The 24614-nt window shown below is 72.7% G+C and carries 25 protein-coding genes; 17 read left to right on the forward strand and 8 right to left on the reverse strand.

Annotated elements, in window-relative coordinates; genetic code table 11:
• Positions 1-246 precede the first annotated feature (246 nt).
• From ACFWYM_RS35475 to ACFWYM_RS35490, 4 genes are all read left to right on the forward strand, one after another.
• Positions 247-1185 carry an ABC transporter ATP-binding protein gene (locus ACFWYM_RS35475; protein WP_384846681.1) on the forward strand — a complete coding sequence of 313 codons (939 nt, stop codon included), beginning with the start codon at positions 247-249 and terminating at the stop codon, positions 1183-1185.
• Positions 1182-1976, forward strand: coding sequence for an ABC transporter permease (locus tag ACFWYM_RS35480; RefSeq protein ID WP_384846683.1), 795 nt, complete (start codon positions 1182-1184; stop codon positions 1974-1976). The genes ACFWYM_RS35475 and ACFWYM_RS35480 overlap by 4 nt, the downstream gene beginning before the upstream one ends.
• A gap of 110 nt (positions 1977-2086) precedes the next feature.
• Positions 2087-3301, forward strand: coding sequence for a sensor histidine kinase (locus tag ACFWYM_RS35485; protein ID WP_384846826.1), 1215 nt, complete (start codon positions 2087-2089; stop codon positions 3299-3301).
• Positions 3298-3918, forward strand: a complete 621-nt coding sequence (locus ACFWYM_RS35490; RefSeq protein WP_384846685.1) for a response regulator transcription factor — start codon at positions 3298-3300, stop codon at positions 3916-3918. The genes ACFWYM_RS35485 and ACFWYM_RS35490 overlap by 4 nt, the downstream gene beginning before the upstream one ends.
• A 629-nt stretch (positions 3919-4547) precedes the next feature.
• Here ACFWYM_RS35490 and ACFWYM_RS35495 read toward each other — a convergent pair.
• Both ACFWYM_RS35495 and ACFWYM_RS35500 read right to left on the reverse strand, forming a co-directional pair.
• Positions 4548-5408: a tetratricopeptide repeat protein gene (locus ACFWYM_RS35495; protein ID WP_384846687.1), complete on the reverse strand. Its 861-nt coding sequence runs from the start codon at positions 5406-5408 to the stop codon at positions 4548-4550.
• 151 nt (positions 5409-5559) lie between these two features.
• A complete protein-coding gene (locus ACFWYM_RS35500; protein WP_384846689.1) occupies positions 5560-6600 on the reverse strand; it encodes a GNAT family N-acetyltransferase in 1041 nt (346 codons plus the stop codon).
• A 143-nt stretch (positions 6601-6743) separates the two neighbouring features.
• Here ACFWYM_RS35500 and fdxA point away from each other — a divergent pair, with 143 nt between their 5' ends.
• Positions 6744-7064, forward strand: a complete 321-nt coding sequence (gene fdxA, locus ACFWYM_RS35505; protein WP_030573070.1) for a ferredoxin — start codon at positions 6744-6746, stop codon at positions 7062-7064.
• A gap of 142 nt (positions 7065-7206) precedes the next feature.
• Positions 7207-8304, forward strand: coding sequence for a succinyldiaminopimelate transaminase (gene dapC, locus ACFWYM_RS35510; protein WP_384846691.1), 1098 nt, complete (start codon positions 7207-7209; stop codon positions 8302-8304).
• Here dapC and ACFWYM_RS35515 read toward each other — a convergent pair.
• On the reverse strand, positions 8217-9470 hold the full coding sequence (locus ACFWYM_RS35515; protein WP_384846693.1) for an MFS transporter: 1254 nt from the start codon (positions 9468-9470) through the stop codon (positions 8217-8219). The genes dapC and ACFWYM_RS35515 overlap by 88 nt on opposite strands.
• A 129-nt stretch (positions 9471-9599) precedes the next feature.
• Between ACFWYM_RS35515 and ACFWYM_RS35520 the strand changes: the two genes are divergently transcribed.
• Positions 9600-10679 carry an ArsR family transcriptional regulator gene (locus tag ACFWYM_RS35520; protein ID WP_384846695.1) on the forward strand — a complete coding sequence of 360 codons (1080 nt, stop codon included), beginning with the start codon at positions 9600-9602 and terminating at the stop codon, positions 10677-10679.
• A gap of 93 nt (positions 10680-10772) precedes the next feature.
• Here the strand turns inward: ACFWYM_RS35520 and ACFWYM_RS35525 are convergent, their stop codons facing one another.
• Both ACFWYM_RS35525 and ACFWYM_RS35530 read right to left on the reverse strand, forming a co-directional pair.
• A complete protein-coding gene (locus ACFWYM_RS35525; protein WP_384846697.1) occupies positions 10773-11264 on the reverse strand; it encodes an ATP-binding protein in 492 nt (163 codons plus the stop codon).
• Between the two features lie 325 nt (positions 11265-11589).
• Positions 11590-12564, reverse strand: a complete 975-nt coding sequence (locus ACFWYM_RS35530) for a heavy metal transporter (protein WP_384846699.1) — start codon at positions 12562-12564, stop codon at positions 11590-11592.
• Positions 12565-12647: 83 nt separating this feature from the next.
• Between ACFWYM_RS35530 and dapE the strand changes: the two genes are divergently transcribed.
• Both dapE and ACFWYM_RS35540 read left to right on the forward strand, forming a co-directional pair.
• Positions 12648-13736 carry a succinyl-diaminopimelate desuccinylase gene (gene dapE / locus ACFWYM_RS35535; protein WP_384846701.1) on the forward strand — a complete coding sequence of 363 codons (1089 nt, stop codon included), beginning with the start codon at positions 12648-12650 and terminating at the stop codon, positions 13734-13736.
• Between the two features lie 99 nt (positions 13737-13835).
• Positions 13836-14585, forward strand: a complete 750-nt coding sequence (locus tag ACFWYM_RS35540; RefSeq protein ID WP_384846703.1) for a TIGR00730 family Rossman fold protein — start codon at positions 13836-13838, stop codon at positions 14583-14585.
• Between the two features lie 175 nt (positions 14586-14760).
• Here ACFWYM_RS35540 and folP read toward each other — a convergent pair whose 3' ends face one another.
• The gene (gene folP / locus ACFWYM_RS35545) at positions 14761-15621 is read right to left on the reverse strand and encodes a dihydropteroate synthase (protein WP_384846705.1); all 861 of its coding nucleotides are present in this window, start codon (positions 15619-15621) and stop codon (positions 14761-14763) included.
• Positions 15622-15763: 142 nt separating this feature from the next.
• On the opposite strand from folP, the gene ACFWYM_RS35550 reads away from it, so the two are divergent.
• Both ACFWYM_RS35550 and ACFWYM_RS35555 read left to right on the forward strand, forming a co-directional pair.
• Complete coding sequence (locus tag ACFWYM_RS35550) at positions 15764-16222, forward strand: DivIVA domain-containing protein (protein ID WP_384846707.1); 459 nt, start codon at positions 15764-15766, stop codon at positions 16220-16222.
• Complete coding sequence (locus tag ACFWYM_RS35555; RefSeq protein WP_384846709.1) at positions 16222-16815, forward strand: DNA-3-methyladenine glycosylase I; 594 nt, start codon at positions 16222-16224, stop codon at positions 16813-16815. The genes ACFWYM_RS35550 and ACFWYM_RS35555 overlap by 1 nt, the downstream gene beginning before the upstream one ends.
• 27 nt (positions 16816-16842) lie before the next feature.
• Here the strand turns inward: ACFWYM_RS35555 and ACFWYM_RS35560 are convergent, their stop codons facing one another.
• Positions 16843-17643, reverse strand: a complete 801-nt coding sequence (locus tag ACFWYM_RS35560; protein ID WP_384846711.1) for an enoyl-CoA hydratase/isomerase family protein — start codon at positions 17641-17643, stop codon at positions 16843-16845.
• A gap of 337 nt (positions 17644-17980) precedes the next feature.
• Here ACFWYM_RS35560 and ACFWYM_RS35565 point away from each other — a divergent pair, with 337 nt between their 5' ends.
• Positions 17981-18148, forward strand: coding sequence for a DUF3117 domain-containing protein (locus tag ACFWYM_RS35565; RefSeq protein WP_003966491.1), 168 nt, complete (start codon positions 17981-17983; stop codon positions 18146-18148).
• A 118-nt stretch (positions 18149-18266) separates the two neighbouring features.
• On the opposite strand, the gene ACFWYM_RS35570 is transcribed toward ACFWYM_RS35565, so the two are convergent.
• Positions 18267-18965 carry an O-methyltransferase gene (locus ACFWYM_RS35570; RefSeq protein WP_384846828.1) on the reverse strand — a complete coding sequence of 233 codons (699 nt, stop codon included), beginning with the start codon at positions 18963-18965 and terminating at the stop codon, positions 18267-18269.
• A gap of 140 nt (positions 18966-19105) precedes the next feature.
• Here ACFWYM_RS35570 and sigE point away from each other — a divergent pair, with 140 nt between their 5' ends.
• The 5 genes from sigE to ACFWYM_RS35595 all read left to right on the forward strand — a co-directional run bounded on the left by sigE (position 19106) and on the right by ACFWYM_RS35595 (position 24576).
• A complete protein-coding gene (gene sigE, locus ACFWYM_RS35575; protein ID WP_384846713.1) occupies positions 19106-19879 on the forward strand; it encodes an RNA polymerase sigma factor SigE in 774 nt (257 codons plus the stop codon).
• Entirely contained in the window at positions 19876-20934 is a 1059-nt protein-coding gene (locus tag ACFWYM_RS35580) for a zf-HC2 domain-containing protein (RefSeq protein WP_384846715.1), read from the forward strand. Before sigE ends, ACFWYM_RS35580 begins: the two co-directional genes overlap by 4 nt.
• Before the next feature lie 163 nt (positions 20935-21097).
• Positions 21098-23128 (forward strand): trypsin-like peptidase domain-containing protein, encoded by a 2031-nt coding sequence (locus tag ACFWYM_RS35585; RefSeq protein ID WP_384846717.1) that lies wholly within the window; start codon positions 21098-21100, stop codon positions 23126-23128.
• A gap of 138 nt (positions 23129-23266) precedes the next feature.
• Complete coding sequence (locus ACFWYM_RS35590; protein WP_384846719.1) at positions 23267-23722, forward strand: sec-independent translocase; 456 nt, start codon at positions 23267-23269, stop codon at positions 23720-23722.
• Positions 23723-23904: 182 nt separating this feature from the next.
• Entirely contained in the window at positions 23905-24576 is a 672-nt protein-coding gene (locus ACFWYM_RS35595; RefSeq protein WP_384846830.1) for a hypothetical protein, read from the forward strand.
• The last annotated feature ends 38 nt before the right edge of the window (positions 24577-24614 follow it).

Raw genomic sequence — 24614 nt, forward strand, 5'->3', positions numbered from 1 at the left:
GCGGGTGGGGTTTTTCACAACCACCGCATGCGCCCCGCCCAAAACCTGTGCCATGGGGACTGCCCCCCTCACCCCCCCCGGGGGGGGGGGGGGCAAAACTCATCGAGCCCGCCCGGCCCTCGCCGTTGCTGCTGCGCCCCGGCTCCGTACGGCAGCTGCGCCCCGGTCCCGTATGACATCTGTCATCTCCGACTCACCACACTCGACACTGCCGCCCCGCGCCTGTGACCAGCCACGATGGATCACATGACGACGACAGCAGGAGGAGCTGCCCCGGTCGCCCCCGTGGTGAGCTTCACGCAGGTGAGTAAGAGTTACGGAGACGTCCGCGCCGTGGACGCCCTCACGCTCGATCTCCATCCGGGCGAGACGGTGGCCCTCCTCGGGCCGAACGGCGCGGGCAAGTCCTCCACGCTCGACCTGCTGCTCGGCCTGCGGCAGGCCGACAGCGGCACCGTCCAGGTCTTCGGCACCCCGCCGAGGGACGCCATCACGGCGGGCCGGGTCGGGGCGATGCTGCAGAGCGGCGGCCTGATGGACGAGGTCACGGTCCGCGAACTGGTGCGGCTCGCCTGTGCGTTGCACCCCCGGCCGTACCCGGTCGGCGACGTCCTCGCGCGCGCCGACATCAGCCAGATCGCGGACCGCAAGGTCAACAAGCTCTCCGGCGGCCAGGAGCAGCGCGTCCGCTTCGCGCTCGCCACCGCGGGTGCCAACGACCTGATCGTCCTGGACGAGCCGACCACCGGCATGGACGTCACCGCGCGCCAGGCATTCTGGGCCACCATGCGCGAGCAGGCGGACCAGGGCCGCACGGTCCTGTTCGCCACCCACTACCTGGAGGAGGCCGACGCGATCGCGGACCGGGTCCTGGTCCTGCACCGCGGCCGCCTCCTCGCCGACGGCACGGCCGCCGAGATCAAGGCCAAGGCGGGCGCCCGCAAGGTCGCCTTCGACCTGGAGGTCATCGACGCGGCGCTCGCCGAGCAGCTGCGCGCGCTGCCGTTCCTCACCACGCTCGACGTGTCCGGCCACACGGTCCGGCTGCAGTCGACCGACGCCGACGCGACCGTGCACGCGCTGTACGGGCTCGGCGTCTACCCCCGCAATCTGGAGGTCGCGGGCCTCGGCCTCGAGCAGGCATTCGTCGCGATCACCGCAGCCGAGGAGGCCAAGGCGGCATGACCAACACCCTGAGCGCGCCCGGGACTTCGTACGTCCGCAGCGCCTTCGCCTCGCGGGCGCTGATCAAGCTGGAGATCACCCGGGCCCTGCGCAACCGCAAGTTCCTGTTCTTCTCGGTGATCTATCCGTCGATCCTCTTCCTGATCGTCGCGGGCAGCCAGGACAGCGGCAGCCGGGTCGACGGCACCGGGCTGAGCGTGCCCGCGTTCATGATGGTCTCGATGGCCTCGTTCGGCGCCCTGACCGCCGTCCTCATGGGCAACAGCGAGCGCATCGCCAAGGAGCGCGAGAGCGGCTGGGTGCGCCAGCTGCGGCTGACGAGCCTGCCGGGGCGCGGCTACGTCCTCGCCAAGACGGCGAGCGCGGCCGTGGTCAGCCTGCCGTCGATCATCGTGGTCTTCGCCGTCGGCGCGCTCGTCAAGGACGTCCGCCTGGACGCCTGGCAGTGGCTCGCGCTGACCGGCGCGATCTGGGCGGGCAGCCTCTGCTTCGCCGCGCTCGGCGTCGCCATCGGCTATCTCGCGTCCGGCGACGCGGTCCGCCCGATCACGATGATCATCTACTTCGGGCTCTCCATCCTCGGCGGCCTGTGGATGCCGACGACGACCTTCCCGCAGTGGCTGCAGGACATCTCCTCATGGCTGCCCACCCACGCGTACGCTGCCCTCGGCCGGGCCATCGAACTGGGCGACGCCCCGCACGCGAAGGACGTCGTGCTCCTCGTGGCGTACTTCCTGCTCTTCGCGGGCGGCGCGGCGTGGCTGTACCGGAAGGACACACTGAAGGCGTGAGCGTGACAGACGCGGAGGGCACCGGGGCGGGGGGTACCGGTGCCGGGAGCGGCGGGAGCGGCGGGAGCGGCGGGAGCGGCGATTCCCATGAGTCCCATGAGTCCCACCCCCTGCACACCTTCGGGCGGCCCCCGCAGGGCCGCCGGGCGATCCTGACGAAGTCGCTCTGGATCGGCATCTGGCTGGTCTTCCTCGCCTCTCCCGCCAAGGACCTGGCCGACGGCCACCACTCGGGCCCGGCCACCCTCCTCGGCTGGTTCGGCCTCACGGCCTTCGCGGTCTGCTATCTGACGCTGGTCTTCCGCTACACCACCAAGATCATCGACTGGGGCGTGGTCCTCGCCTCGATCGCGCTGCTGTTCGTCCTCGCCGTGGTCCTCGCCTTCTGCTTCGGCGACGCGTGGCTCGGCCTCTTCGTGTACGTGGCGGTGTCCGTCGCGGCGGTCCTGCCGATGCGGTACGCGCTGTGGGCCATCCCCGGCGTCACGCTCGTCATGATCCTGGTGGGGCTGCGCGACGACGGGCTCGGCGACCTCATCACCAACCTCGGCATCATCACCCTCCTCGTGGGCTTCGCGATGACCGGCGTGCGCGAACTGGTGCGCACGACCATCCAGCTCCGCCAGGCGCGCGCGACCGTCGCCCAACTCGCCGCCAACGAAGAGCGGTTGCGGCTCGCCCGCGACCTGCACGACCTCCTCGGCCACTCGCTCTCCCTCATCACGCTCAAGAGCGAGCTCGCCGGGCGCATGCTCCCCGACCACCCCGACAAGGCCGCCCAGCAGGTCGCCGACATCGAACAGGTCAGCCGCCAGGCCCTGGTGGACGTCCGCCAGGCGGTCACCGGCTACCGCAGGCGCACCCTCGCGGGCGAGCTCGCCGGGGCCCGTACGGCGCTCACGGCGGCCGGCGTCGAGGCGGACGTCCCGCTCGAGGCGGAGCGGCTCCCCGGCCGGGAGGAGGAGACCGCGCTCGCCTGGGCGCTGCGGGAGGCCGTCACCAACGTCGTACGGCACAGCGGCGCCCGCCGCTGCACGGTGACCCTCGCCGCCCGCGAGACCCTCGGCGGCCCCGTCCTCCAGCTGACGGTCACCGACGACGGCACGGGGCCGGGTGGCGCCCCCGGTGGTGCGGCCCCGGGCAACGGCAACGGCAACGGCCTGACGGGGCTGACCGAGCGGCTCGCGGCGGTCGGCGGCGTCCTGGAGACGGCCCCCGCACCCGGCCGCGGCAGCGGCTTTCAGCTCACCGCGCGGGTCCCGCTGACCGCCGGCGAGGGTGATGCGCCGGGCGCCCAGGCGCCCGCCATAGGATCACCGGCATGAGCGACGACCGCAGCATCCGAGTCCTCCTGGCCGAGGACCAGTCCATGGTCCGCGAGGCGCTCGCAGCGCTGCTCGGCCTCGAGCCGGACATCGACGTGGTGGCCCAAGTGGCGCGCGGCGACGAGGTGTTGGACGCGGTGCGCGCCCACGAAGTGGACGTGGCGCTCCTGGACATCGAGATGCCGGGACAGACGGGGATCGAGGCGGCCGCCGAGGTCAGGGCCGCGCTCCCCGGCGTGAAACTGGTGGTCCTCACGACGTTCGGCCGCCCCGGATACCTCCGCAGCGCCATGGAGTCGGGCGCCGACGCGTTCCTGGTCAAGGACGCCCCGGCGGCCCAACTCGCCGAGGCGGTGCGCAAGGTGCTCGCGGGCGAACGGGTCATCGACCCCACCCTCGCGGCGGCGGCCCTGGCCGAGGGCGCGAACCCCCTGACGGACCGCGAACGCGAGGTCCTGCGCGCGGCCGCGGACGGCTCCACGAACGCGGAACTGGCGGCGGCCCTGCACCTGTCGCAGGGGACGGTGCGCAACTACCTGTCGACGGCGATCCAGAAACTGGCGGCACGGAACCGGGCGGAGGCGGTACGGATCGCGCGGGACAAGGGCTGGCTCTAGCTCGCGCCTGTCCGGTCCTGCCCTGTCCTGCCCTGCTCTGCTCTGCCCCGTCGCGTCGTGGGGGCGGGGTGGGGACGCGGCGGTATGTCCGTCCTCGAAAAGCCGGGGGCGCCGGACGAGTTCATGAGTACTGGCTTGGGTTGCTTGCTGTACTGCGGGCGGACATACCGCCGCGTCCCCACCCCTTGCGCCGTCGTCCGCCTGCGGGCCGTCGCCCCTTCCCTCGCTACTCGCCTCTTGGCCGTCGCGCGTCTGTAGGCCGTCCTCGCTTACCTGCCCCTTGGCCGTCGCGCGTCTGCAGGCCGTCCCCGCTTCCCGCCCGTCCCCGGCTTCCCTCCCGCCTTGCCCCTGCCTTTCCCTCCCGCCCGGCCTCCCCTTCCCGCCCTTCCCACCCCCCCAACGGGGTGCCTCGTCAGCCTCGCTCCGGGGGGTGCCTTTCAGCCCGTCCGGCATTTGAGGACGAGGCCGTTCAGGCCGATGGGGGTCTGGGGGCGGAGCCCCCAGGAGGGTGCGCCAGGGCCGACGGAGTCGGCGGATTCGGGAAGGGGCGGGATTGGGGAAAGAGCCCCGCAGGGACCACCCGCACCCCCCGGCGAACGGTGCCCCACCCAAAAGCCCAGCCCCAGGGACTAGTTCAGCCGAGCTCTCGCCGCCCGCGCCAGCGCCCGCACACGCTCCGCCGCCTCCTCGTCCACCGCGGTCACCACCTCCGCGTAACCCTCCAGTTCCGCCGCCCCCTCCAGGAACTCCCCACGCTGTACGAGGAGTTGAGCCCGCTCATAGCGCAGCCGGGCCGGGTGGGAGGGGAGGAGGAGGGAGAGCTCCACGGCCCACAGGGCGACGTCCGAGCGCTCGGGCCGGGCGGCGGCCCATGCACGGATGTTGTTGAGCACGCGCAGCACGATGTCGAGCGGATCGGCGGGGCTCAGCATCGACGGGTCGAGCGGCGCCCCCGTCGCCCCGGCCACCAGCAGCTCCGCGTCCGTACCGGTCAGGACCCGTCCGCTGTCGAACGGGTCGGCGAGGACCTGGTTCTCCAAGTCGCCGCCGGGAACGCCCCCTTGAGGGCCGAAGCCGACCACGAAGTGACCCGGCAGGGCCACCCCGTACACCGGCGCCCCGGCCCGCCGCGCGACCTCGATCCACACCACGGACAGCAGGATCGGCAGGCCCCTGCGGCGCCGCAGCACCTCATGAAGGAGCGAGGACTCCAGGCGCTGGTAGTCGGCGGGCGTGCCCTGGAAACCGCAGCGGACGCCGAGGAGTTCGGCCAGCGCGGTGGCCCACTGCCGGGGGCCGCCGGGCCGGAAGGGGACCAGCCCGGCGAGCCGGTCGAGCTCGATCTGGGCCGCGTCGAGCCCCGCCTCGTCCAGGCCGGGGTCCGCCTCGGCGCCGATGAGCAGACAGAGCAGGGCCAGGTCGGGCCGCTCGGACCTGGCCTCTTCGGCGAATCGACGGCGCCACTCGGCGGAGCCGGATCGGGGATGCATAGGAGCCTCGTGCCCTCTCAGTCCGATCGCTAGCGGTCGGAGTCGGGAAGTCGGAGTCGGGAAGCGGGTGGGTCGGCGGGTGGTGGCCGGGGCCTCGGCCACCCCCGGCCGCGCGCCCCCGGCAGAGGGCGTCCGAGGGCGGCCCGGGGCTCTACGGGCGCTCTCGGCCGTGGTCGGCCGTGCGGCCCTGCGCGGGCTCCCGGTAGTGGTGGTAGGCGTGGTGCCGCGCGAAGCCCATCCCGTCGTACAGCGCCCGCGCACCCTCGTTGTCGTCCTCGACCTGGAGCCATGCCGCCGACGCCCCCTCCGCCAGGGCCTGCCGGGACAGCGCGGCCATCACGGCGGTGGCGAGCCCCTGCCGCCGGCACCCGGGGTCCACCTCGACGGCCATGAAGCCCGCCCAGCGGCCGTCCACCACACAGCGCCCGATCGCCGCGGGCCCCGCGTCGGGGCTCTCGCCGGGCACCGTCGCGAACCACACCGAGGGGCCGCTGCCGAGCACCTTCAGGACGTCGGGGCCCGGCGTCCCGAGCCGCTGGTAGCGGCCGAGCCAGGCGTCGTCCACGGAGCGTGCGAGCCGCACCCGGTCCGCGTCGGCGTCCAGGTCGGCGACCGGGGCGAGCCCGCCGATGTGCACCGCGGCCGAGACCTCCAGGGACCAGCCCCGCTCCGCCAGCTGCGCACAGAGCGTCTCCTGCGTTCCCTCCGCCCCGGTGGCCGTCTGGACGTAGGCGGGCAGGGAGCGATCGGCGTACCAACGGCGTACGTACGCAAGGGCGTCGTCCAGCGGCCGGTCCGGATCGCCGGTCGGCAGCACCGAGTTGGCCCGGCGGGTGAAGCCGGACGCCGCCCGCAGCTCCCAGTCGCCGAGCCGCTCGCTCTCCACCGGCTGCCAGGCCCGCGCCGTGACCCGCGCCAACTCCTCGTACGAGGCGGCAGGACCGCGCCGGCGCGCGGGGGCTGCGGGGACCACCTTGCCCGCGACCAGCGTGTCCTCGGCGATCCGGACACTCTCGCCATTTCGTCGTGTGATCACCACCACACCGTTGTCCCACGATGTGAGAACACCCACCGTGTCGGTGAATGTGCCATCTGTTGTTGCCGGTTCGTATCGGCGCCGAACAGAGACACGTTTGCCCACGTCAGATGGGGTGATTCGGACTTCTAGCCGTCCGCCCGCAGTGAATTCCACAGCTCTGTTCGCCCCTCCTGTACGGATCATGCCCGGGAACGGTGATACTAGGGGCGGGCATCGACGACGCCGCGCTCCCGCGCGCCAGGCGAGCGGAGCCTGAGGACGGCCCGCCAACGCCCGTATCGAGGAGGAACGACAGCGTGACCTACGTCATCGCGCAGCCTTGTGTCGACGTCAAGGACAAGGCGTGCATCGAGGAGTGCCCGGTCGACTGCATTTACGAGGGCTCCCGGTCCTTGTACATCCACCCGGACGAATGCGTCGACTGTGGAGCCTGTGAACCGGTCTGCCCGGTCGAGGCGATCTTCTACGAGGACGACACTCCGGAAGAGTGGAAGGACTACTACAAGGCGAACGTCGAGTTCTTCGACGAGCTCGGTTCGCCCGGCGGTGCGAGCAAGCTCGGTCTCATCGAGCGGGACCACGCCTTCATCGCCGCGCTGCCGCCGCAGAATCAGTAGCAGCGGCCGCTCGGAGCGTCATGCCCCGGTCCCGTACGGCAGTCTGCCGTGCGGGACCTCGGCATGTACGCCGAAGCCGTCGCACCGCACGGACGATCGGCACGACGGCCGCAAGTAACCTGCGCACCACGGGAGTTGCCCCATGACCACACTGAATGACCGCCTTCCCGCGTTCCCCTGGGACAAGCTGGAGCCCTTCAAGGCCACGGCCAGGGCCCACCCGGGCGGCATCGTCGACCTCTCCGTGGGCACTCCCGTCGACCCCGTGCCCGAGCTCGTCCAGAAGGCGCTGACCGCCGCCTCCGACTCCCCGGGCTACCCGACGGTGTGGGGTACCGCTGAGCTGCGTGACGCCATCGCCGGCTGGTGCGAGCGCCGGCTGGGCGCCCGTGGTGTCACCCACCAGAACGTGCTCCCGGTCGTCGGCTCCAAGGAGCTGGTGGCCTGGCTGCCGACCCAGCTCGGCCTCGGCCCGGGCGACGTGGTGGCCTACCCGCGGCTCGCCTACCCGACGTACGAGGTCGGCGCCCGCCTCGCCCGCGCCGAGTACGTGACGTACGGGGACGACCCGACCGCGCTCGACCCCACGAACCTCAAGCTCCTCTGGCTCAACTCGCCCTCGAACCCCACCGGCCGGGTGCTCTCCAAGGAGGAGCTGACCCGCACCGTCGCCTGGGCGCGCGAGCACGGCGTGCTGCTCTTCAGCGACGAGTGCTACCTGGAGCTCGGCTGGGAGGCGGAGCCCGTCTCGGTCCTGGACGAGGAGGTGTGCGGCGGCTCGTTCGAGGGCATCGTCGCCGTCCACTCGCTCTCCAAGCGGTCCAACCTGGCGGGCTACCGGGCCGCCTTCATCGCCGGTGACGCGGACGTCCTCGGCGACCTGCTGCAGATCCGCAAGCACGGCGGCATGATGACCTCCGCGCCGACGCAGGCCGCCACCGTCGCGGCCCTCGGCGACGACGCGCACGTGCACGAGCAGCGCGCCCGCTACGTGGCCCGCCGCACCGCCCTGCGCGACGCGCTCGTCGGCCACGGCTTCCGCATCGAGCACAGCGAGGCCAGCCTCTACCTCTGGGCCACCCGCGACGAGTCCTGCTGGGACACCGTCGCGCACCTCGCCGAGCTCGGCATCCTCGTGGCGCCCGGCGACTTCTACGGCCCGGCGGGCGACCGCTTCGTACGGGTCGCGCTCACGGCGTCGGACGAGCGCGTCGCCGAGGCGGTCGAGCGGCTCTCCTGAGCGGGCCCACGGCCTGGCCGGTCCGCGTACGCGAGTCCGAGGGCGACCGCCACGGACACCGTCGAGACCAGGGCCATCGCGTCCGCGGGTGACGTCCACTGCGCCACGGCACCCGCGAGCGCGGCCCCCACGCCCTGCATCGTGAGCATCCCCGAGGCGTGCAGGCCGAGCGCGTGCCCGCTCAACTCGTCCGGCGTCAGGGCCATCAGGCGCTCCTGGTGCAGCAGGCTCGCCGAGTACCCGGCCGAGGACAGCACCACGGCGGCCACCGCGACGGGCAGCGAGGGGTCGAGGGCGAAGGCCAGATAGGGCGCCGCGAGCAGCAGGTTGAGGGGGAGGCGGAGCCGGGAGCGCCAGTGCGCGGGCACGAAGCGGCCGGTCACGATGTCGCCCGCGAGCATGCCGAGCGCGGCGCAGGCGAACAGGAGGCCCGCGTTCCGGGGTGCGTACGGGACGTAGAGCGACTCACAGCCCACGATCAGGCCGTTGGGCACCCACAGGACCAGAAAGGTGTACCGGCGCGGCCTGCTCGACCACAGCAGGGCGTTGGTGCGCCAGGTCGCGCGCGCCGACGCGCGGCCGGTGGCCCGGGGCGGCCTGCGGCTGAGCCCGCAGCGGGCGCAGAGCGCGGCGGCGGCGTAGAGGGCGGCCCCGGTCAGCAGCGTGCCGCGCGGCGAGAGCGCCGTCACGAGGATGCCGCCGGTGGCGAACCCGCAGATCTGCATGGCCCCCGCCGCCATGTTGAACACGGACCGGCCGAGCAGGTAACCGTCCCTCGGCAGCACCTCGTTGAGCAGCCCGTATCGCACCCCGCCGCCGAGCGAGCCGAGCACGCCCAGGGCGAGCACGACCCCGAAGGCCGCCCCCACCGCAAGGCCCGGCAGCGCGAGCGCGGCGGTGCCCACGGCGAAGGCGAGGGCGAGCAGGCTCAGCGCGGCGCGCGGCGGCAGCCGGTCGGCGGCCGACAACAGCACGGTCGCGCCCACGACTTGGGCGAGCGAGGGCCCGAACATGGCGAGGGCGGACAGCAGGGGAGAGCCCGTCGCCGCGTAGATGAGCGTGGCCAGGCCCAGCCCGCTCACGGTCTGGGCCGCCACGGTCGCGGCGGCCGTCAGGAAGAGGGGCGTGAACTCCGGGGTGCGGAAGAGCTCGCGATAGGTGCGCATGAGCGCCGAGTCTCGGCGGGGGCGGGCAGGGCGCGTTAACGTTTCGCGGCAGGGCGAAAGGTCGAGACGTACGCGGTCCGGGGCGGCTGGGCGGGCGAGCGGCCGGGCGGGCGGGGGAGGGGCACGGCGATGAGCCAGTGGCGGATCAGCGCGGACACGCTCGCGGAGACCCGGTTCACCGTGTCGCCGCTGGCGGAGACCACCGCGTGCCTCTTCGCGCTGGCCCGCGAGGCGGCCACGCACCCGGGGGAGCGGGCCTGGCTGCGGGACCATCTCCCCGCGTACCGGCGGCGGTTGGCGGCCGACCCGGTCACCGCGCGCCTCGTCCCGGCCGCGACCGGCGACGCCACCCGCTGGATCGCGGACTTCCTGACGCCCGCGCCCAGCGGCGAGGGCGAGCGCTCGTTCGCGGACGAGGTCGCGGAGGTGCGGGCGGCGCCTGCCGAGTCCGCCCGCGCGGACCTGACCGTCTCGCACGGCGGCCCGCTCCCCGCCGAACTCCGGGAGAGGTCGGATCTGCCGGACCGTGCCGCCGATCTCCTGGAGTGGGTGTGGGAGACGGCGGTGCTCCCGGACTGGCCGCGGCGGCGCCGGATCATCGAGGCCGATGTGCTCGCCCGCACCGCCCAGTTGGGGCAGGGCGGCTGGGTCGCGGCCCTGGCCGGGATGCGTCCGGGGATGCGCTGGCTCGGGGAGAGCACGCTCCAGGTGAACACGCATGTGTACCCGCCGCGCGATGTGACGGGGGCCAGGCTGCTCTTCGTGCCGGTGACGCCGACGCAGGGCTGGGTCTCCTGGCGGACCTCCGACTCGGCAGATGCGACAGATACGTCGGATGCGACAGATACAGCAGATGTGGCAGATACATCGGATCAATCGGCCCGTGTGCTGGATCAGTACGCGGTGATCTACCCCTGCTCGGGCGCCCTCGCCGACGTGGACCGCACGGTGGCGCCCAAGGCGCTCGCCCGACTGCTCGGCCCGGGCCGGGCGGCCGTCCTCATGCTCCTGGCCACGCCGAAGAGCACGACCCAACTGGTGGCGCTCACGGGGCAGGCGCTCGGCTCCGTGGGCCGCCATCTGCGGGTGCTGCTCGACGCGGGGCTGGCGGGGCGGCGGCGGGCGGGGCGTTCGGTGCTCTATTTCCGGACGGGGGCGGGGGAGGTGCTGGTGAAGGCGCAGTCGGAGGGGGCGGGGGCGCGTTCCTGAGCCGCGTACTTACGGGGGGGGGTGGGCAAGCGAAGAGGGTGTGGGGAGCGTCAACTCCCCACACCCTCATGCGTGTTGCTCGAGCAGCCGGGCTCAGCCGCCCAGCGGCAGGCCCTTGAGCGGGAGCGAGTCGGCGGCGGGCAGGCCACCGGTGGGCAGGCCGCCCTTGGTCACGGCGTCGGTGGGCAGACCGCCGCCGAGCGCGTCGGTCGGCAGGCCGCCCTCGGTGGCCGCACCCGCGGTCTCGCCGAGGACCTCGCCCGCGCTGCCCGCGACGTCACCGGCGGCCTTCTGCGCGGCGGGGGTCGCGGTCTTCGCGCCCTTGCCCACGGCCTTGCCCGCGGTCGGGACGGCCTTCTTCACGGCCTTGCTGCCGGTGTCGCCGGCGAGGCCGCTGACGTTCTGAGCGGCACCGTCGACGGTGTTGCCCAGGCCGGCACCGTCCAGAGCGGTCAGGCCGCCCAGGTCGGGCGCGGCCGGGAGGTCCACGGCGCTTGCGGAGCCGGCCGCACCGACCGCGGAAGCTACGCCGGCGGCACCCAGCAGGGCGGCACGGGCGATCCGACGGGTCAGGGGGAGGGACATGATGCTCCTTCAGACGGGAGAGAACGTTGGGGTGTCCGGAGATCCGGGGAAGCGACCGGGCTTGATCGTCTCCAGCGTTCGGACGCAGTGACTACCGACTCGACGGCCGCGAAGGTTGCGGTGGCCCTGCGTAAAGAGTTGGTAATGCGTCGCATTATCGACCGCGGATAAAATCGGGCAAAGGGCATTGCCCGTCAGGCCCGGACGAATCCTTAATTCCCTTTGTTCTCAAGGGATTTGAAGCCCGTGACGCCTGAGGGGAAAGAAGTGCGCACCGACGTCCAACCGGTGCGCTCGCGGTCGCCTGATCGAGTGAGGCGCCGCACTACTGCGCAGTGACGATTCGGACCTCGTCCGCACCCCGGTCCCCGCCTTCGCCGCCCTTTCCCGCGCCCGCGGCGGACGTCCTGCGCCACTCATTCCCCGCCGCGTCGGCGCTCCACTCCCGGCCCGCGTAGGAGACCCGTTCGATACGCAGCGCGGACGAGTGGGCCACCGCCCAGTGGGCCAGCTCCCAGCCGCGCTGCGGGGCGCCGCCGTCCGTGCCCGCGCGCGTCGCGTACACCGGGACGGCGAGGGTGCGGCCCCGCTCACCACCGGACGCCTTCCCGCTTCTCGCGTTCCCGCTTCTCGCGCTTCCGGGGACCGTGCCCGCGCCGAAGTCGCGGTCCAGGGCGGCCCTGACCTTCGCCGGGTCACCGGCGGCCGCGACCGGGCGGCCCTCGCAGGTGAAGGCCGCGGGGGCGCGGCCGGTGAGCGCGGCGGCGAGCAGTGCGGCGTCCGGCTCGTGCTTCGCGTACGCCTGGGGGAAGCCGCTGCGCTGCACGCGCTGGGCGGCGACCGTCAGGGGCAGCCGGGAGTAGCCGGGGACCTTGTCCAGGTGGGCGTAGAACCGCGCCGCCGAGTACGCCGGGTCCATGATCTGCCGCTCGTTCCCCCAGCCCTGCGAGGGGCGCTGCTGGAACAGGCCGAGCGAATCGCGGTCGCCGTGGCTGATGTTGTAGAGCCCCGACTCCTGCAGCGCCGTCGCGAGGGCGATGGTCACGCCGCGCTCGGGCATGCCGCGCGAGGTGCCGACGGCGGCCACCGTCGCCGCGTTCTCCGCCTGTTCGGCGGTGAACTCGTACGACGCCCCGGCGCCTTCGCGGGAGTTCGCCGACACCACCTCGCAGCGTGGTGCGGGCTTGCCCCCGGAGACGTAATCGACCACCACATAGCCCGTGACCGCGAGCAGCACCGCGACGGCTGCTCCGATACGGGAGGGGCGGCCGCGCCGGACGAGGGTGGGGGGCTCAGGCACGCGCACCAAGGTACTGGAGGGCCCAGAGGGCGCTGACAAGGCGGCGCGCCGAGGTGGCGTGGGGTGGCGTTAGGGTCGAAGTCATGGCTGACACGTCGCTTGACCTCACGCTGGACGCCGCCGCGCTCACCGCCCGGCTCGTCGACTTCCCGTCCCCGAGCGGCGCCGAGAAGGCCCTCGCGGACGCCATCGAGGCGGCCCTGCGCCCGCTGCCGCACCTCACCGTCGACCGGTACGGCAACAACGTGGTGGCCCGCACGAACCTGGGCCGCGCCGAGCGCGTGATCCTCGCCGGGCACATCGACACGGTCCCGATCGCGGACAACCCGCCGAACGTCCCGTCCCGCCTCGACGAGGACGGCGTCCTGTGGGGCTGCGGCACCTGCGACATGAAGTCCGGCGTCGCGGTCCAGCTGCGCATCGCCCAGACGGTCACGGAGCCCAACCGCGACCTCACCTTCGTCTTCTACGACAACGAAGAGGTCGCCGCGCACCTCAACGGCCTCGGGCACGTCGCCGAGGCCCACCCGGACTGGCTGGCGGGCGACTTCGCGGTCCTCCTGGAGCCCACGGACGGCCAGGTCGAGGGCGGCTGCCAGGGCACGCTGCGCGTCTTCCTGAAGACGACGGGTGAGCGGGCGCACTCCGCGCGCGCGTGGATGGGCGACAACGCGATCCACAAGGTGGCCCCGATCCTCGCCAAGCTCGCCGCCTACGAACCGCGCACGCCCGTCGTCGACGGCCTCCAGTACCACGAGGGCCTCAACGCCGTCCGCGTCGAAGCGGGCGTCGCCAACAACGTCATCCCCGACGCCTGCACCGTGGTCGTCAACTTCCGCTACGCGCCCGACCGCACCGAGGCCGAGGCGGAGAAGTTCGTACGGGACTTCTTCGCGGACTGTGACATCGCGGAGTTCATCGTGGACGACCACACCGGAGGCGCCCGGCCCGGCCTCACCCACCCCGCGGCTGTCGCCTTCATGGCGGCCGTCGGCGGCGAGGCCCGCCCCAAGTTCGGCTGGACCGACGTCTCCCGCTTCAGCGCGCTCGGGGTGCCCGCGGTGAACTACGGCCCGGGCGCCCAGCTGCTCGCCCACAAGGTCGACGAGCGCGTCCAGGCATCCCTGATCCCCGAGGCCGAGGAACGCCTGCGTGCGTGGCTCACCTCCTGAGTGACGCCATGAGTTACGCCATTCGTCACCCCCGTCCACCTACGCTGAAGTGGCACTTCCAGCAACACCAGGCAAGACCGTCAGCGGAAGGGGACGTTCATGGGCAGTCCGGAAGCGCAGGGTCCGCCGGAGGAGCAGTACTTGGGGCCGGTGGTGAGGCGGCGCGAGCAGATCACGCCCGGCACCACCGACCAACGCCTCCTCGACTCCGAAGGTGACTCGGAGTGGGTGCACACCGACCCCTGGCGGGTCATGCGCATTCAGTCGGAGTTCGTGGAGGGCTTCGGCGCCCTCGCCGAACTCCCGTCCGCCATCAGCGTCTTCGGCTCGGCGCGCACCCCGGCCGACTCTCCCGAGTACGAGGCGGGGGTGTCGATCGGCCGGGCGCTCGTCGACGCGGGCTTCGCGGTGATCACGGGCGGCGGCCCGGGAGCCATGGAGGCGGCCAACAGAGGAGCGCGTGAGGCGAAGGGCGTCTCCGTCGGCCTCGGCATCGAGCTCCCCTTCGAGCAGGGCCTCAACCCGCACGTCGACATCGGCGTCAACTTCCGCTACTTCTTCGTGCGCAAGACCATGTTCGTCAAGTACGCCCAGGGCTTCGTGGTCCTGCCCGGCGGCCTCGGCACCCTCGACGAACTCTTCGAGGCGCTCACCCTGGTCCAGACCCGCAAGGTCACCCGCTTCCCGATCGTCCTCTTCGGCTCGGCGTACTGGGGCGGCCTCGTCGACTGGCTCCGCGACACGGTGGTGGCCCAGGGCAAGGCGTCGGAGCGCGACCTGCTCCTGTTCCACGTGACGGACGACGTGGACGAGGCGGTGGCGCTGGTGACGAAGGAGGTCGGCCGCTAGTTCCTCATCCGCTGGACGGGCTGGACCACTCAGCCCGTCCGGCGTTTGAGGACGAGGCCGTTCAGGCCGATACGGGGGTCTAGGGGCGAAGCCCCAGGAAGGCCCGCCCAGGGGCGACGGAGTCGCCGTTTCGGGAAGGGGCGGGATCGGGGAAAAGAGCCCCCGGCAGGGCCCCCTACGCCAGCCCCCGCCGGGCGACAGCAGGCGCACGATGCCCCGCGATCGTCGCCACCATGTCCACCACCTGCCGTGTCTCCGCGACCTCATGCACCCGGTACACCTGCGCCCCCAGCCACGCGGACACCGCAGTGGTCGCCAGCGTCCCCACCACCCGCTCCTTCACCGGCTTGTCCAGCGTCTCGCCCACAAAGTCCTTGTTGGACAAGGAGACGAGCACCGGCCACCCGGTGTCGACCATCTCGCCGAGCCGCCGCGTCGCCTCCAGCGAATGCCGCGTGTTCTTCCCGAAGTCGTGCCCCGGATCGATCAGCACGGACTCCCGCTCCACCCCGAGCTCCACGGCCCGCTCGGCGAGCCCCACGGTCACCCGCAGGATGTCCGCCATGACGTCCTCGTACGTCACCCGGTGCGGCCGCGTCCGCGGCTCCGCGCCCCCGGCGTGCGTGCAGACGAGCCCCACCCGGTACCGCGCCGCGACCTCCGCGAGGCGCGGATCGACGCCGCCCCACGCGTCGTTGAGCAGATCGGCGCCCGCCTCGCAGACGGCCTCGCCGACCTCGTGGCGCCAGGTGTCGACGCTGATGACGACGTCGGGGAAGCGCCGCCGCACCTCGGCCACGAAGCCCACGGTGCGCCGCACCTCCTCCTCGGCGCTCACCTCGTCGCCGGGACCGGCCTTGACCCCGCCGATGTCGATGATGGCCGCGCCCTCGGCCACCGCCTGCTCCACGCGCGCGAGGGCGGGCTCGTCGCGGAACGTGGCGCCCTGGTCGTAGAAGGAGTCCGGGGTCCGGTTCACGATCGCCATGATCACCGGCTCGTGCGCGTCGAACTCGCGCCGCCCAAGCCTGAGCATCCGCCGTGGCCCTCCTCGTGGTTGTTGCCGTTGGTGCCGATCAGCCGCCTGCGACCTTAACTGTCACACCCGCATGGCACGATCGGACCCTGACACTTGCAACACAGTCCGGCAGTCGAGCGTGGGGACCGAAGAGATGGTCTTGTTCTTGTTCTTGGTCATCGCCCTCGTCGTGGTGGTCGCGGCGGTGACCCTCTCCGTCGTCGGAGGGGGCGGCGGCGCGCTGCCCGAGACCGCGCCCGAGCACCTCGCCGACCCGCTGCCCCAGGACCGCCCCCTGCGCCGCGCCGACGTGGACGCGCTGCGCTTCCCGATGACCCCGCGCGGCTACCGCATGGCGGACGTGGACGAGGCGCTGGCCCGCGTCGGCGCCGAGCTCGCCGAGCGGGACGCCCGTATCGCGGAGCTGGAGGCGGCGCTCGCCGGCGCCCAGGCGACGGCGGTCGGCGGCCCCGCCCTCTTCAAGGAGTACGGTGCGGCGCGCACCGCCAAGAACCCCTCCGGCACCCAGGACCAGCCGGATCAGCTGGACGCACCGGACGCACAGGAACCGCAGGACAAGCAGCCCGAGCAGGGCGAGCGGACGGGGGACGACAAGTGATGACGACGGACGCACTCCGCGGGCCCGACGGCGGCCTGCGCTGCCCCTGGGGCCTGTCGGCCGAGGACTATGTGGCGTACCACGACGACGAGTGGGGCCGCCCGGTCCACGGCGACGACGCGCTCTATGAGCGGCTCTGCCTCGAAGCCTTCCAGTCGGGCCTGTCGTGGCTCACGATCCTGCGCCGCCGCGAGGGCTTCCGCACCGCCTTCGCGGGCTTCGAGATCGCCAAGGTGGCCGCGTTCACGGAGTCGGACCGGGAGCGCCTGCTCGCCGACCCGGGCATCATCCGCAACCGCGCCAAGGTCGACGCGACGCTCGCCAACGCGCGCGTGCTGGCCGACTGGTCCGAGGGCGAGCTCGACGAGCTGATCTGGAGCCACGCCCCGGACCCCGCGAGCCGCCCGGCCCCCTGCACCCTCGCCGACGTCCCGGCGATCACGGACGAGTCGACGGCCCTCTCCAAGACCCTGAAGAAGCGCGGCATCCGCTTCGTCGGCCCCACCACGGCCTACGCCCTGATGCAGGCGTGCGGCCTGGTCAACGACCACCTCGCGGACTGCGTGGCCCGCGAGGCGTCGGGTGCCCGCTGACGTTCAGCTGCTCGTTCAGCGGCTCGTTCAGCGGCCCAGATACGTCGGCTTCTCCTTGGCGATGAACGCCTTGACGGCGATCGTGTGGTCCTCGGAGTTGCCCGCCCGCTCCTGGAGCTCGTCCTCCTTCTCCAGTGCCTCGTCCAGGGAGTGGCTCGCGGCGTAGGCGAGGGACTCCTTGAGCGCGGCGTAGGCGAGGGTCGGCCCCTCCGCCAGCACCCGCGCCACCTTCCGCGCCTCGTCCGCCAACTCCGCCGCCGGTACGACCCTGTTGGCGATCCCCAGGTCCAGGGCCTCCTGCGCCTTCACGGTGCGCGGGAACAGCAGCAGGTCGGCGGCGCGGCCGGGCCCGATGAGCCGGGGCAGCGTCCAGGAGACCCCCGAGTCGGCGGTCAGGGCGACCCCGGCGAAGGACGTGTTGAAGGAGGCGGTGTCCGCGACGACCCGGAAGTCGGCGGCGAGCGCGAACCCGAAGCCCGCCCCCGCGGCGACGCCGTTGACCCCGGCGACCACCGGCTTCGGCATCCCGGTCAGGGCCCGCACGATCGGGTTGTAGTGCTCGGAGACGGTGCTCATGGTCTTGCCGGAGCCCGCGTCGCGCGGCGCCGAGAGCGAGCCGATGTGCTCCTTCAGGTCCTGGCCCACGCAGAAGGCGCGCCCGGTCGCGGTCAGCAGCACCGCCCGCACCGCGGGGTCCGCCTCGGCCGAGCGCGCCGCCTCCCGCAGGGCGACCTTGGCCTCGGTGTTCATCGCGTTCATCGCCTCGGGGCGGTTCAGCGTGATCGTCGCGAGTCCGTCGCTCACTTCGTAGAGCACGGTGTCGGCCATGGTGGGTCCCCTCCGCTGTCCTGCGCTGGTCTGCGCGGTCGTGGTCGTCCGGTACGTCCGAGCCCAGCATGACGGAGATCATCGGCCGCGGACATGAGCCCGGATATGTGACCTGCGTCAAACAATTCCGGCGCGCAGGGACACGAGAGGCGGCGAAGTATCGCAGCCACATCCCCGAATTGAGTGGTTTTGCGGGCGCGCGTTGCCCAAGCGATGCCGACCGATGTTGGTCATCGGGTCCTGCGATGCGGGATAATGGCCTGGAAGCAATGTGTTCGATGCCGGTGACACCTGGGTTGTCGGCTGCGATGAGCTGGTTTCAGGAAGGGGAACGAGCATGGCGGCCATGAAGCCGCGGACGGGCGACGGCCCGCTCGAGGTGACCAAGGAGGGGCGGGGCATCGTCATGCGCGTTCCCCTCGAAGGCGGCGGTCGACTTGTCGTCGAACTGACCCCGGACGAGGCCGACGCGCTCGGCGACGCCCTGAAGAAGGTCGTCGGCTGACGCGGAAGCGCCCACACTTTTCATGCACTGCCCCGGCATCGTACGACGGTCCGGGGCAGCGCTGTGTCCGGGGTCCCGAGGCCGTACGTGATCTTGATGGGGCCGCCTTCGCGAGGGCCTACTTCTTGACCGCGCAGAGCAGTCCGTCACCCACCGGCAGCAGCGTGGGCACCAGGTCCTGGCTCTCCCGCACCGTCCGCAGCAGCTCGCGCAGGCGCAGCACCTCCACGGGCTGCGGCCCCGAGTCCACCGTCCGCCCGTCCGAGAAGACGCCCTCGAAGCAGACGAGGCCGCCGGGGCGGAGCAGGCGCAACGATTCAGCGAGATAGTCGAGGCACTCCATGCGGTCGCCGTCACAGAAGACGAGGTCGTAGCCCCCGTCCGCGAGGCGCGGCAGGACGTCGAGGGCGCGGCCGGGGATGAACCGCGCGCGGTTCCCGGCGAAGCCGGCCGCCCGGAACGCCTGCCGGGCGAACTGCTGGCGCTCCGGCTCCGGGTCGACGGTGGTGAGGACGCCGTCGGGGCGCATGCCGTGCAGCAGATGGATGCCGGACACGCCCGTGCCCGTACCGATCTCGGCGACCGCCTTGGCGTCGGCGGTGGCGGCGAGCAACCGCAGCGCGGCGCCGGTGCCGGGCGACACCGAGGGCAGCCCCGCCTCGCGGGCCCGGTCCCGGGCCCAGCGCAGAGCTTCGTCCTCGGCGACAAAGGCGTCAGCGAACGCCCAGCTCGTCTGCCGGTTGCCGGTAATGGCCCTCTCCTGTCCCCGTGTATGCCTGGCCGTGACTGTATCCGTTGGGGGCGGGAACCCGCAGATGGGACCGGGCGTTTAGAAGGGGTGTGAGGGCCTGCGGCCGAGACGGGGCACAACCCGTTGAGGCGCGTACGGAATTCACGTACGGCCAACTGGCAAATCTCGGTAAAAACGCTTATCCGGAGCTAACGGGCGGGGTGGTTATGGTAGGGGCTCCACTGGACACCACCAGAGCCGACAGGGGAGGTGCGGCTGCGTCCGCGGATCGGGGAGGAGCGCTGAGGCGCTTTCTCGGATTGGCGGGTGAGCCGAAATCCGTGACCAACAACGCTGCACGAACCCACGCCGCCGACTCCGCGCAGACCGCGACCTTTGCCGCTGACGCGGAATCGCAGGCGTGGACTCCGCCCACCTGGGAGGAGATCGTCAGCACGCACAGCGGCCGCGTCTACCGCCTCGCCTACCGCCTGACGGGCAACCAGCACGACGCCGAGGACCTCACGCAGGAGGTCTTCGTCCGCGTCTTCCGCTCGTTGTCGACGTACACGCCGGGCACCTTCGAGGGCTGGCTGCACCGCATCACCACCAACCTCTTCCTGGACATGGTGCGCCGCAAGCAGCGCATCCGCTTCGACGCCCTGGGGGACGACGCCGCCGAGCGCCTCCCCAGCCGTGAGCCCTCCCCGCAGCAGGCGTTCAACGACACGCACTTCGACGCGGACGTCCAGCAGGCCCTCGACACCCTCGCCCCCGAGTTCCGTGCCGCCGTGGTCCTCTGCGACATCGAGGGCCTGTCGTACGAGGAGATCGCCGCGACCCTCGGGGTCAAGCTCGGTACGGTCCGCAGCCGTATCCACCGTGGCCGCTCGCAGCTGCGCAAGGCCCTGTCCCACCGCTCGCCCGAGGCCCGCGCCGAGCGCCGCTCGCTCGCGGTCACCGGAGCCCTGGCGCTGGGAGGAGGGGGCGCGACCGCGTGAGTGGATCACGGTCGAATCCTGCCGAACGGCATCTCGCCGAGGCCGAGCAGCATCTGGGGGACCGACTCGCCGCCCTGGTGGACGGGGAGTTGGGCCATGACGCGCGCGAGCGCGTCCTCGCACATCTGGCGACCTGCGCGATGTGCAAGACCGAGGCCGACGCGCAGCGGCGGCTGAAGAGCGTCTTCGCACAGACCGCACCGCCGCCTCCGTCCGACAGCTTCCTAGCCCGCCTCCAGGGCCTCCCCGGAGGTGACCCGTCAGGCCCGAGAAGCCCCTTCGGTGACGAAGGCTTCGCCACGGGCTCCACCGACTCGGCCGGGCTGCCCCCGTCCGGGCTCTTCGGATCCCGCGCCGAGCCCTTCGAGTACGTGCCCTCGGGCGCCCATGCCGCCGTGCTGCCCAGCGCGGGGCGGGGCCTGCGCATCCATGACGTCAGCCGCCACGAGGCGGAGCGGTCGGCCTGGCGCGGGCGGCGGTTCGCCTTCGCCGCGGCGGGCGCGGTCTCGCTCGCGGCGATAGCGCTCGGCGGCGTCTCGGCGGGTGTCCCCACGGACACGACGGACCGCGCGAGCGGCTCGGGCAGCAACAGCAATGTGACGCCGCAGCGTTCGGCGGGCACGGGCGCCTCGGCGGCCACCCCCGACTCCCTGCGCCGCCGGAGCCCGGGTCCCTTCGCCCTGCGCGGCCAGCGGCCCGGCGCCCTGTCCGCGCCGGTCTCCCCGACCGAGGCGGCGGCGCCGCTGCTGCCGGGGGTGCCGTCGATGCCCGCTCCGCCCGTGGACGGGGGCGCGTCGCTGCCCGGTCTGCATGAGCTCACGGCGCCGCTGAGCGCCGGGGCCGCGGTGATGTCCCCGCTGATACGCCCGGCGACACCGACTCCTCCCTCCGACCCGTCCCCGTCGGCCTCGGTATCGGCCTCGCCCTCCGCGACGGCCGCCGCCGGACCCGTGGTGCCGCCCCTGGGAGCGGCGGGCGCTCCGGCCGACCCCGCGGCCGCACCGTCCTCGACGCCCCTGCGGGCTTCGCAGGCCGGCTCGACGTCCATCCGCTGACGCCCTCTGCGCGACGGCGGCGGAACCTGATTGAATCCTCGGTGGGCCAAGGCCCGCCGGGGATTCCGGCGTGTGCGGGGCCCGGAAAACAGTCAAGGTGCGGCTACCGCCGCGCGGCGGGTGGCTCAACGGGCGCCCGGCGCAGGCCAGTTGTGGGGAGAGCATGGACCAGGGGAAGCCCACGAAGGCGAAGTGGTGGAGCCGTCCCAGGGCCCAGGCGCCGGGGGCGCCCGAGGGCATGGACACGCCGCCGCCCGTCGCCGGGCCGGAGGAACCGCCCATGGCCGGGCCGGGCGTGCCGTCCGTCGCGGGACCGGGTGCGCCGCTGAGCGCCGGGGCGGACGTGCCGCTCACGGCGGGGCCCGATGCGTCTCCCGCCGTGGGGGCGGAGGGATCGCCTGCGGCCGGGTCGGATGTGTCTCTCACAGCTGGGCGTGATGTGCCCTTCGCTGCCGGGACGGAAGGGGCGCCTGTCGTGGGGCCGGAGGGAACGCCCACGGCCGGGCCCGAAGCGCCGTTCACCGCAAGGGCGGACGCGATATCCGCGCAGGACGCGATACCCCCGCAGGGGACGGCCCCCCACGCGGACGCGGCCCCCCACAGCGACACCATGAGCGCCTCGACCCCGGCGGATGCCGCACCCCGGACGCCCGCGCCCACCCCGGCCGACACCGAGCGCCCCCGCCCCCTCCACGACCCCGACCCCTACAGCACCCCGCCCTACGGCGAGCCCGGCCCCTGGGCGCCCGCACCGCCCGTCCAGCACCCGGTGGCGACCCCGGCCCACGGCACCCAACTGCCGCCGCAGGCCCCGCAGCCCCCGGCCCCGCAGCCCCCGGCCCCGGCGGTCACCACCCCGACGCACGGCACCCACCTCCCCCCGCAGGCGCCCCAGCCACAGCTCCAGCCGCAGCCACTGGCACCGCAGGCGCCCCAGCCCCCGCAACCGCAGCCGCAGGCCCAGCAGCCCCCCGCCCCAGCGCCCGCCCCGGCCCCCGCCTGGCAGGGCTACGACCCCTGGAACGCGAACGCGCCCCTGCAGCAGAACGGGGCCCTGCCGCCTCCGTCAAAGGAGAAGCGGCAGAGGAGCAGTCGGCGGATCTTCGTGACCTACACCGCCGTCGTCGCCATCATCTCGGGCCTCATCGGGGGCGTCGCCGGGGCCTACCTGGAGCGCGACGGCAGCCTCAGCGACGTACAACTGGACCAGCCCGGCGCGGAGTCCAAGGCCCGGCCCAAGGAGAGCGTCGCGGGGATCGCCGCGCGCTCGCTGCCCGGCGTCGTCACCCTGCATGTGCGCGGCGACGACGGACAGGGCACCGGCACCGGCTTCGTCCTCGACGGCAAGGGCCACATCCTCACCAACAACCACGTGGTCGAGCCCGCCGCTGCGGGCGGCGACATCTCCGTGACGTTCAGCGGCGGCCAGAGCGCCAAGGCCAAGGTCGTGGGCCGCGACACCGGTTACGACCTCGCCGTCGTGAAGGTCTCCGGCGTCCGGGGCCTTCGGCCGCTGCCCCTCGGCAACTCGGAGAACGTCCAGGTCGGCGACCCCGTCGTGGCCATCGGCGCGCCCTTCGACCTCGAGAACACGGTGACCTCGGGCATCATCAGCGCCAAGGAGCGCCCCATCACCGCGGGCGGCGAGAAGGGCGACGGCAGCGACATCAGCTACGTCGACGCGCTGCAGACGGACGCCCCCATCAACCCGGGCAACTCGGGCGGCCCGCTGGTCGACTCGCAGGGCCGCGTCATCGGCATCAACAGCGCCATCCGCTCCGCCGACAGCGGCTCACAGCCCGAGGGCGGCCAGGCCGGGTCCATCGGGCTCGGCTTCGCCATCCCGGTCAACCAGGGCAAGCGCGTCGCCGAGGAACTCATCAACACCGGCAAGGCCACCCACCCGGTGATCGGCGTCACACTCGACATGCAGTACTCGGGCGACGGCGCCCGCGTCGCAGCCAAGGGCAACACCGGCGGCCCGGCCGTCAACCGCGGCGGCCCCGGCGACAGGGCCGGGATCAAGCCCCGCGACGTCATCACCGAGGTCGACGGACAGCGCGTCCACTCCGGCGAGGAACTCATCGTCAAGGTCCGGGCGCACCGGCCGAAGGACAGCCTCCAGCTGACGGTCGAGCGCGGCGGCGCCCAACGGAAGGTGACCCTGGTGCTCGGCGCCTCGGACGGTGGCTGAGGGCGGCGGCTGACGGCGGTCATTGAGGGCGGTCATTGGTGGCGGCACCGATCCTGATCCACGTTGTTGCCCAGCGGCTACCGGACGGACAGCCTCGCCGGGTACCGTGGTCGAGGTTCGGATGGCGAGGAGCTGAAGGTGTTCACAGACGTTGGCCCCCTGGAAGTGGTGGCGCTTGTCGTCCTCGCCGTGCTCATCTTCGGCCCGGACAAGCTGCCGAAGCTGATCCAGGACGCCTCGCGCACGCTGCGCAAGATCCGCGAGTTCTCGGACGGCGCGAAGCGGGACATCAGGGACGAGCTCGGCCCGGAGTTCAAGGACTTCGAGTTCGACGACCTCAACCCGAAGAAGTTCATCCGCAAGCAGCTGGACAACGACGAGCTCGGTCTGAAGGAAATCCGTAACGGATTCGACCTGAAGAAGGAGATCAACGAGGTGGCGGACGCGGTGCACGGCCGCGACAGCGACACCTCCGACGCCGACGGCGACTCGTCCGGCGGCAAGCTCGACATGCGCAAGAAGCCCGACATGGTGAAGAAGCCGGAGGCCGTCACGGCCGACGAGCGACCCCCGTTCGACGCCGACGCCACCTGACTCACACGGGGTCCGGCCGCCCGCTCAGGAACCGTCTGAGACCGGCCAGATGACCTGCCGCCGCCCCCTGCCTCGAACCCCCGCGCAAAAGGTGTGGCTATCCTGCCTTGTTGTCCGGCGTGAGGACGCCCGAGGGGGGCGGGCCGCTCCGGACCGACGAGAGCGAGGAGGCGGCCGGGTACATGGAGACGACAAGTCGGGTGGGCGCGCAGGCGCCGACCGAGGACGGCACTGCCCAAGCGGTGCCCTCCGCCCGACGCACGGTCGACGGCTACCTGCTGGCGCCCTTCCCCTGGTACGGCCTCGACGAGGCGTTCACGGGACAGCGCTGGCTGATGCAGGTCGGCACGGCTGCGGACGGCGCGGTGGAGCACGGTTCGATCGGCCACGGCGATGAGCCCTCGGTCCGCGCCGAGGGGAGCCTCGGCAACAGCGACAAGGAGCGCTTCGCGGTCGTGGTGACCGTCGCGGCCAACCCCGTGCGGCGCAGCGCCGACGGCACGGGCGTCCTGGAGGCCACCTCGGTCTCCTCGGCGGCCTGGCTGGCCGGCGTCGGACTGCTGTCCTTCACCTGGCCGGGCCAGATGGACCACACCCTGCGCGACGACTGGCTGGACCAGCAGACCGAGACCGCGTGGGTGCTCGCCGACGATCTGCACGGCGCGGACTGGTCCACGCTCTCGCTGCCGGTGGACGGGGTCCCGACGCCGTTCCACTACCGCGAGTCCGAGTTCGGCTGGGTGCTCGCGGGCTCCACCAAGGAGGGGGTGCACCTGGGCGCGTACGGGCGCGGCATGAGCGCGTACGGGCTGGGCTTCTCGGTGGTCAAGGACATCACCGAGTACTCGGGTTAGCGCTCCGGTACGTACGAGAAGGGGGCGCCGTCGCGATG

Origin of the sequence: Streptomyces sp. NPDC059009 (assembly GCF_042740175.1) — a bacterium.
Taxonomy (GTDB): domain Bacteria; phylum Actinomycetota; class Actinomycetes; order Streptomycetales; family Streptomycetaceae; genus Streptomyces.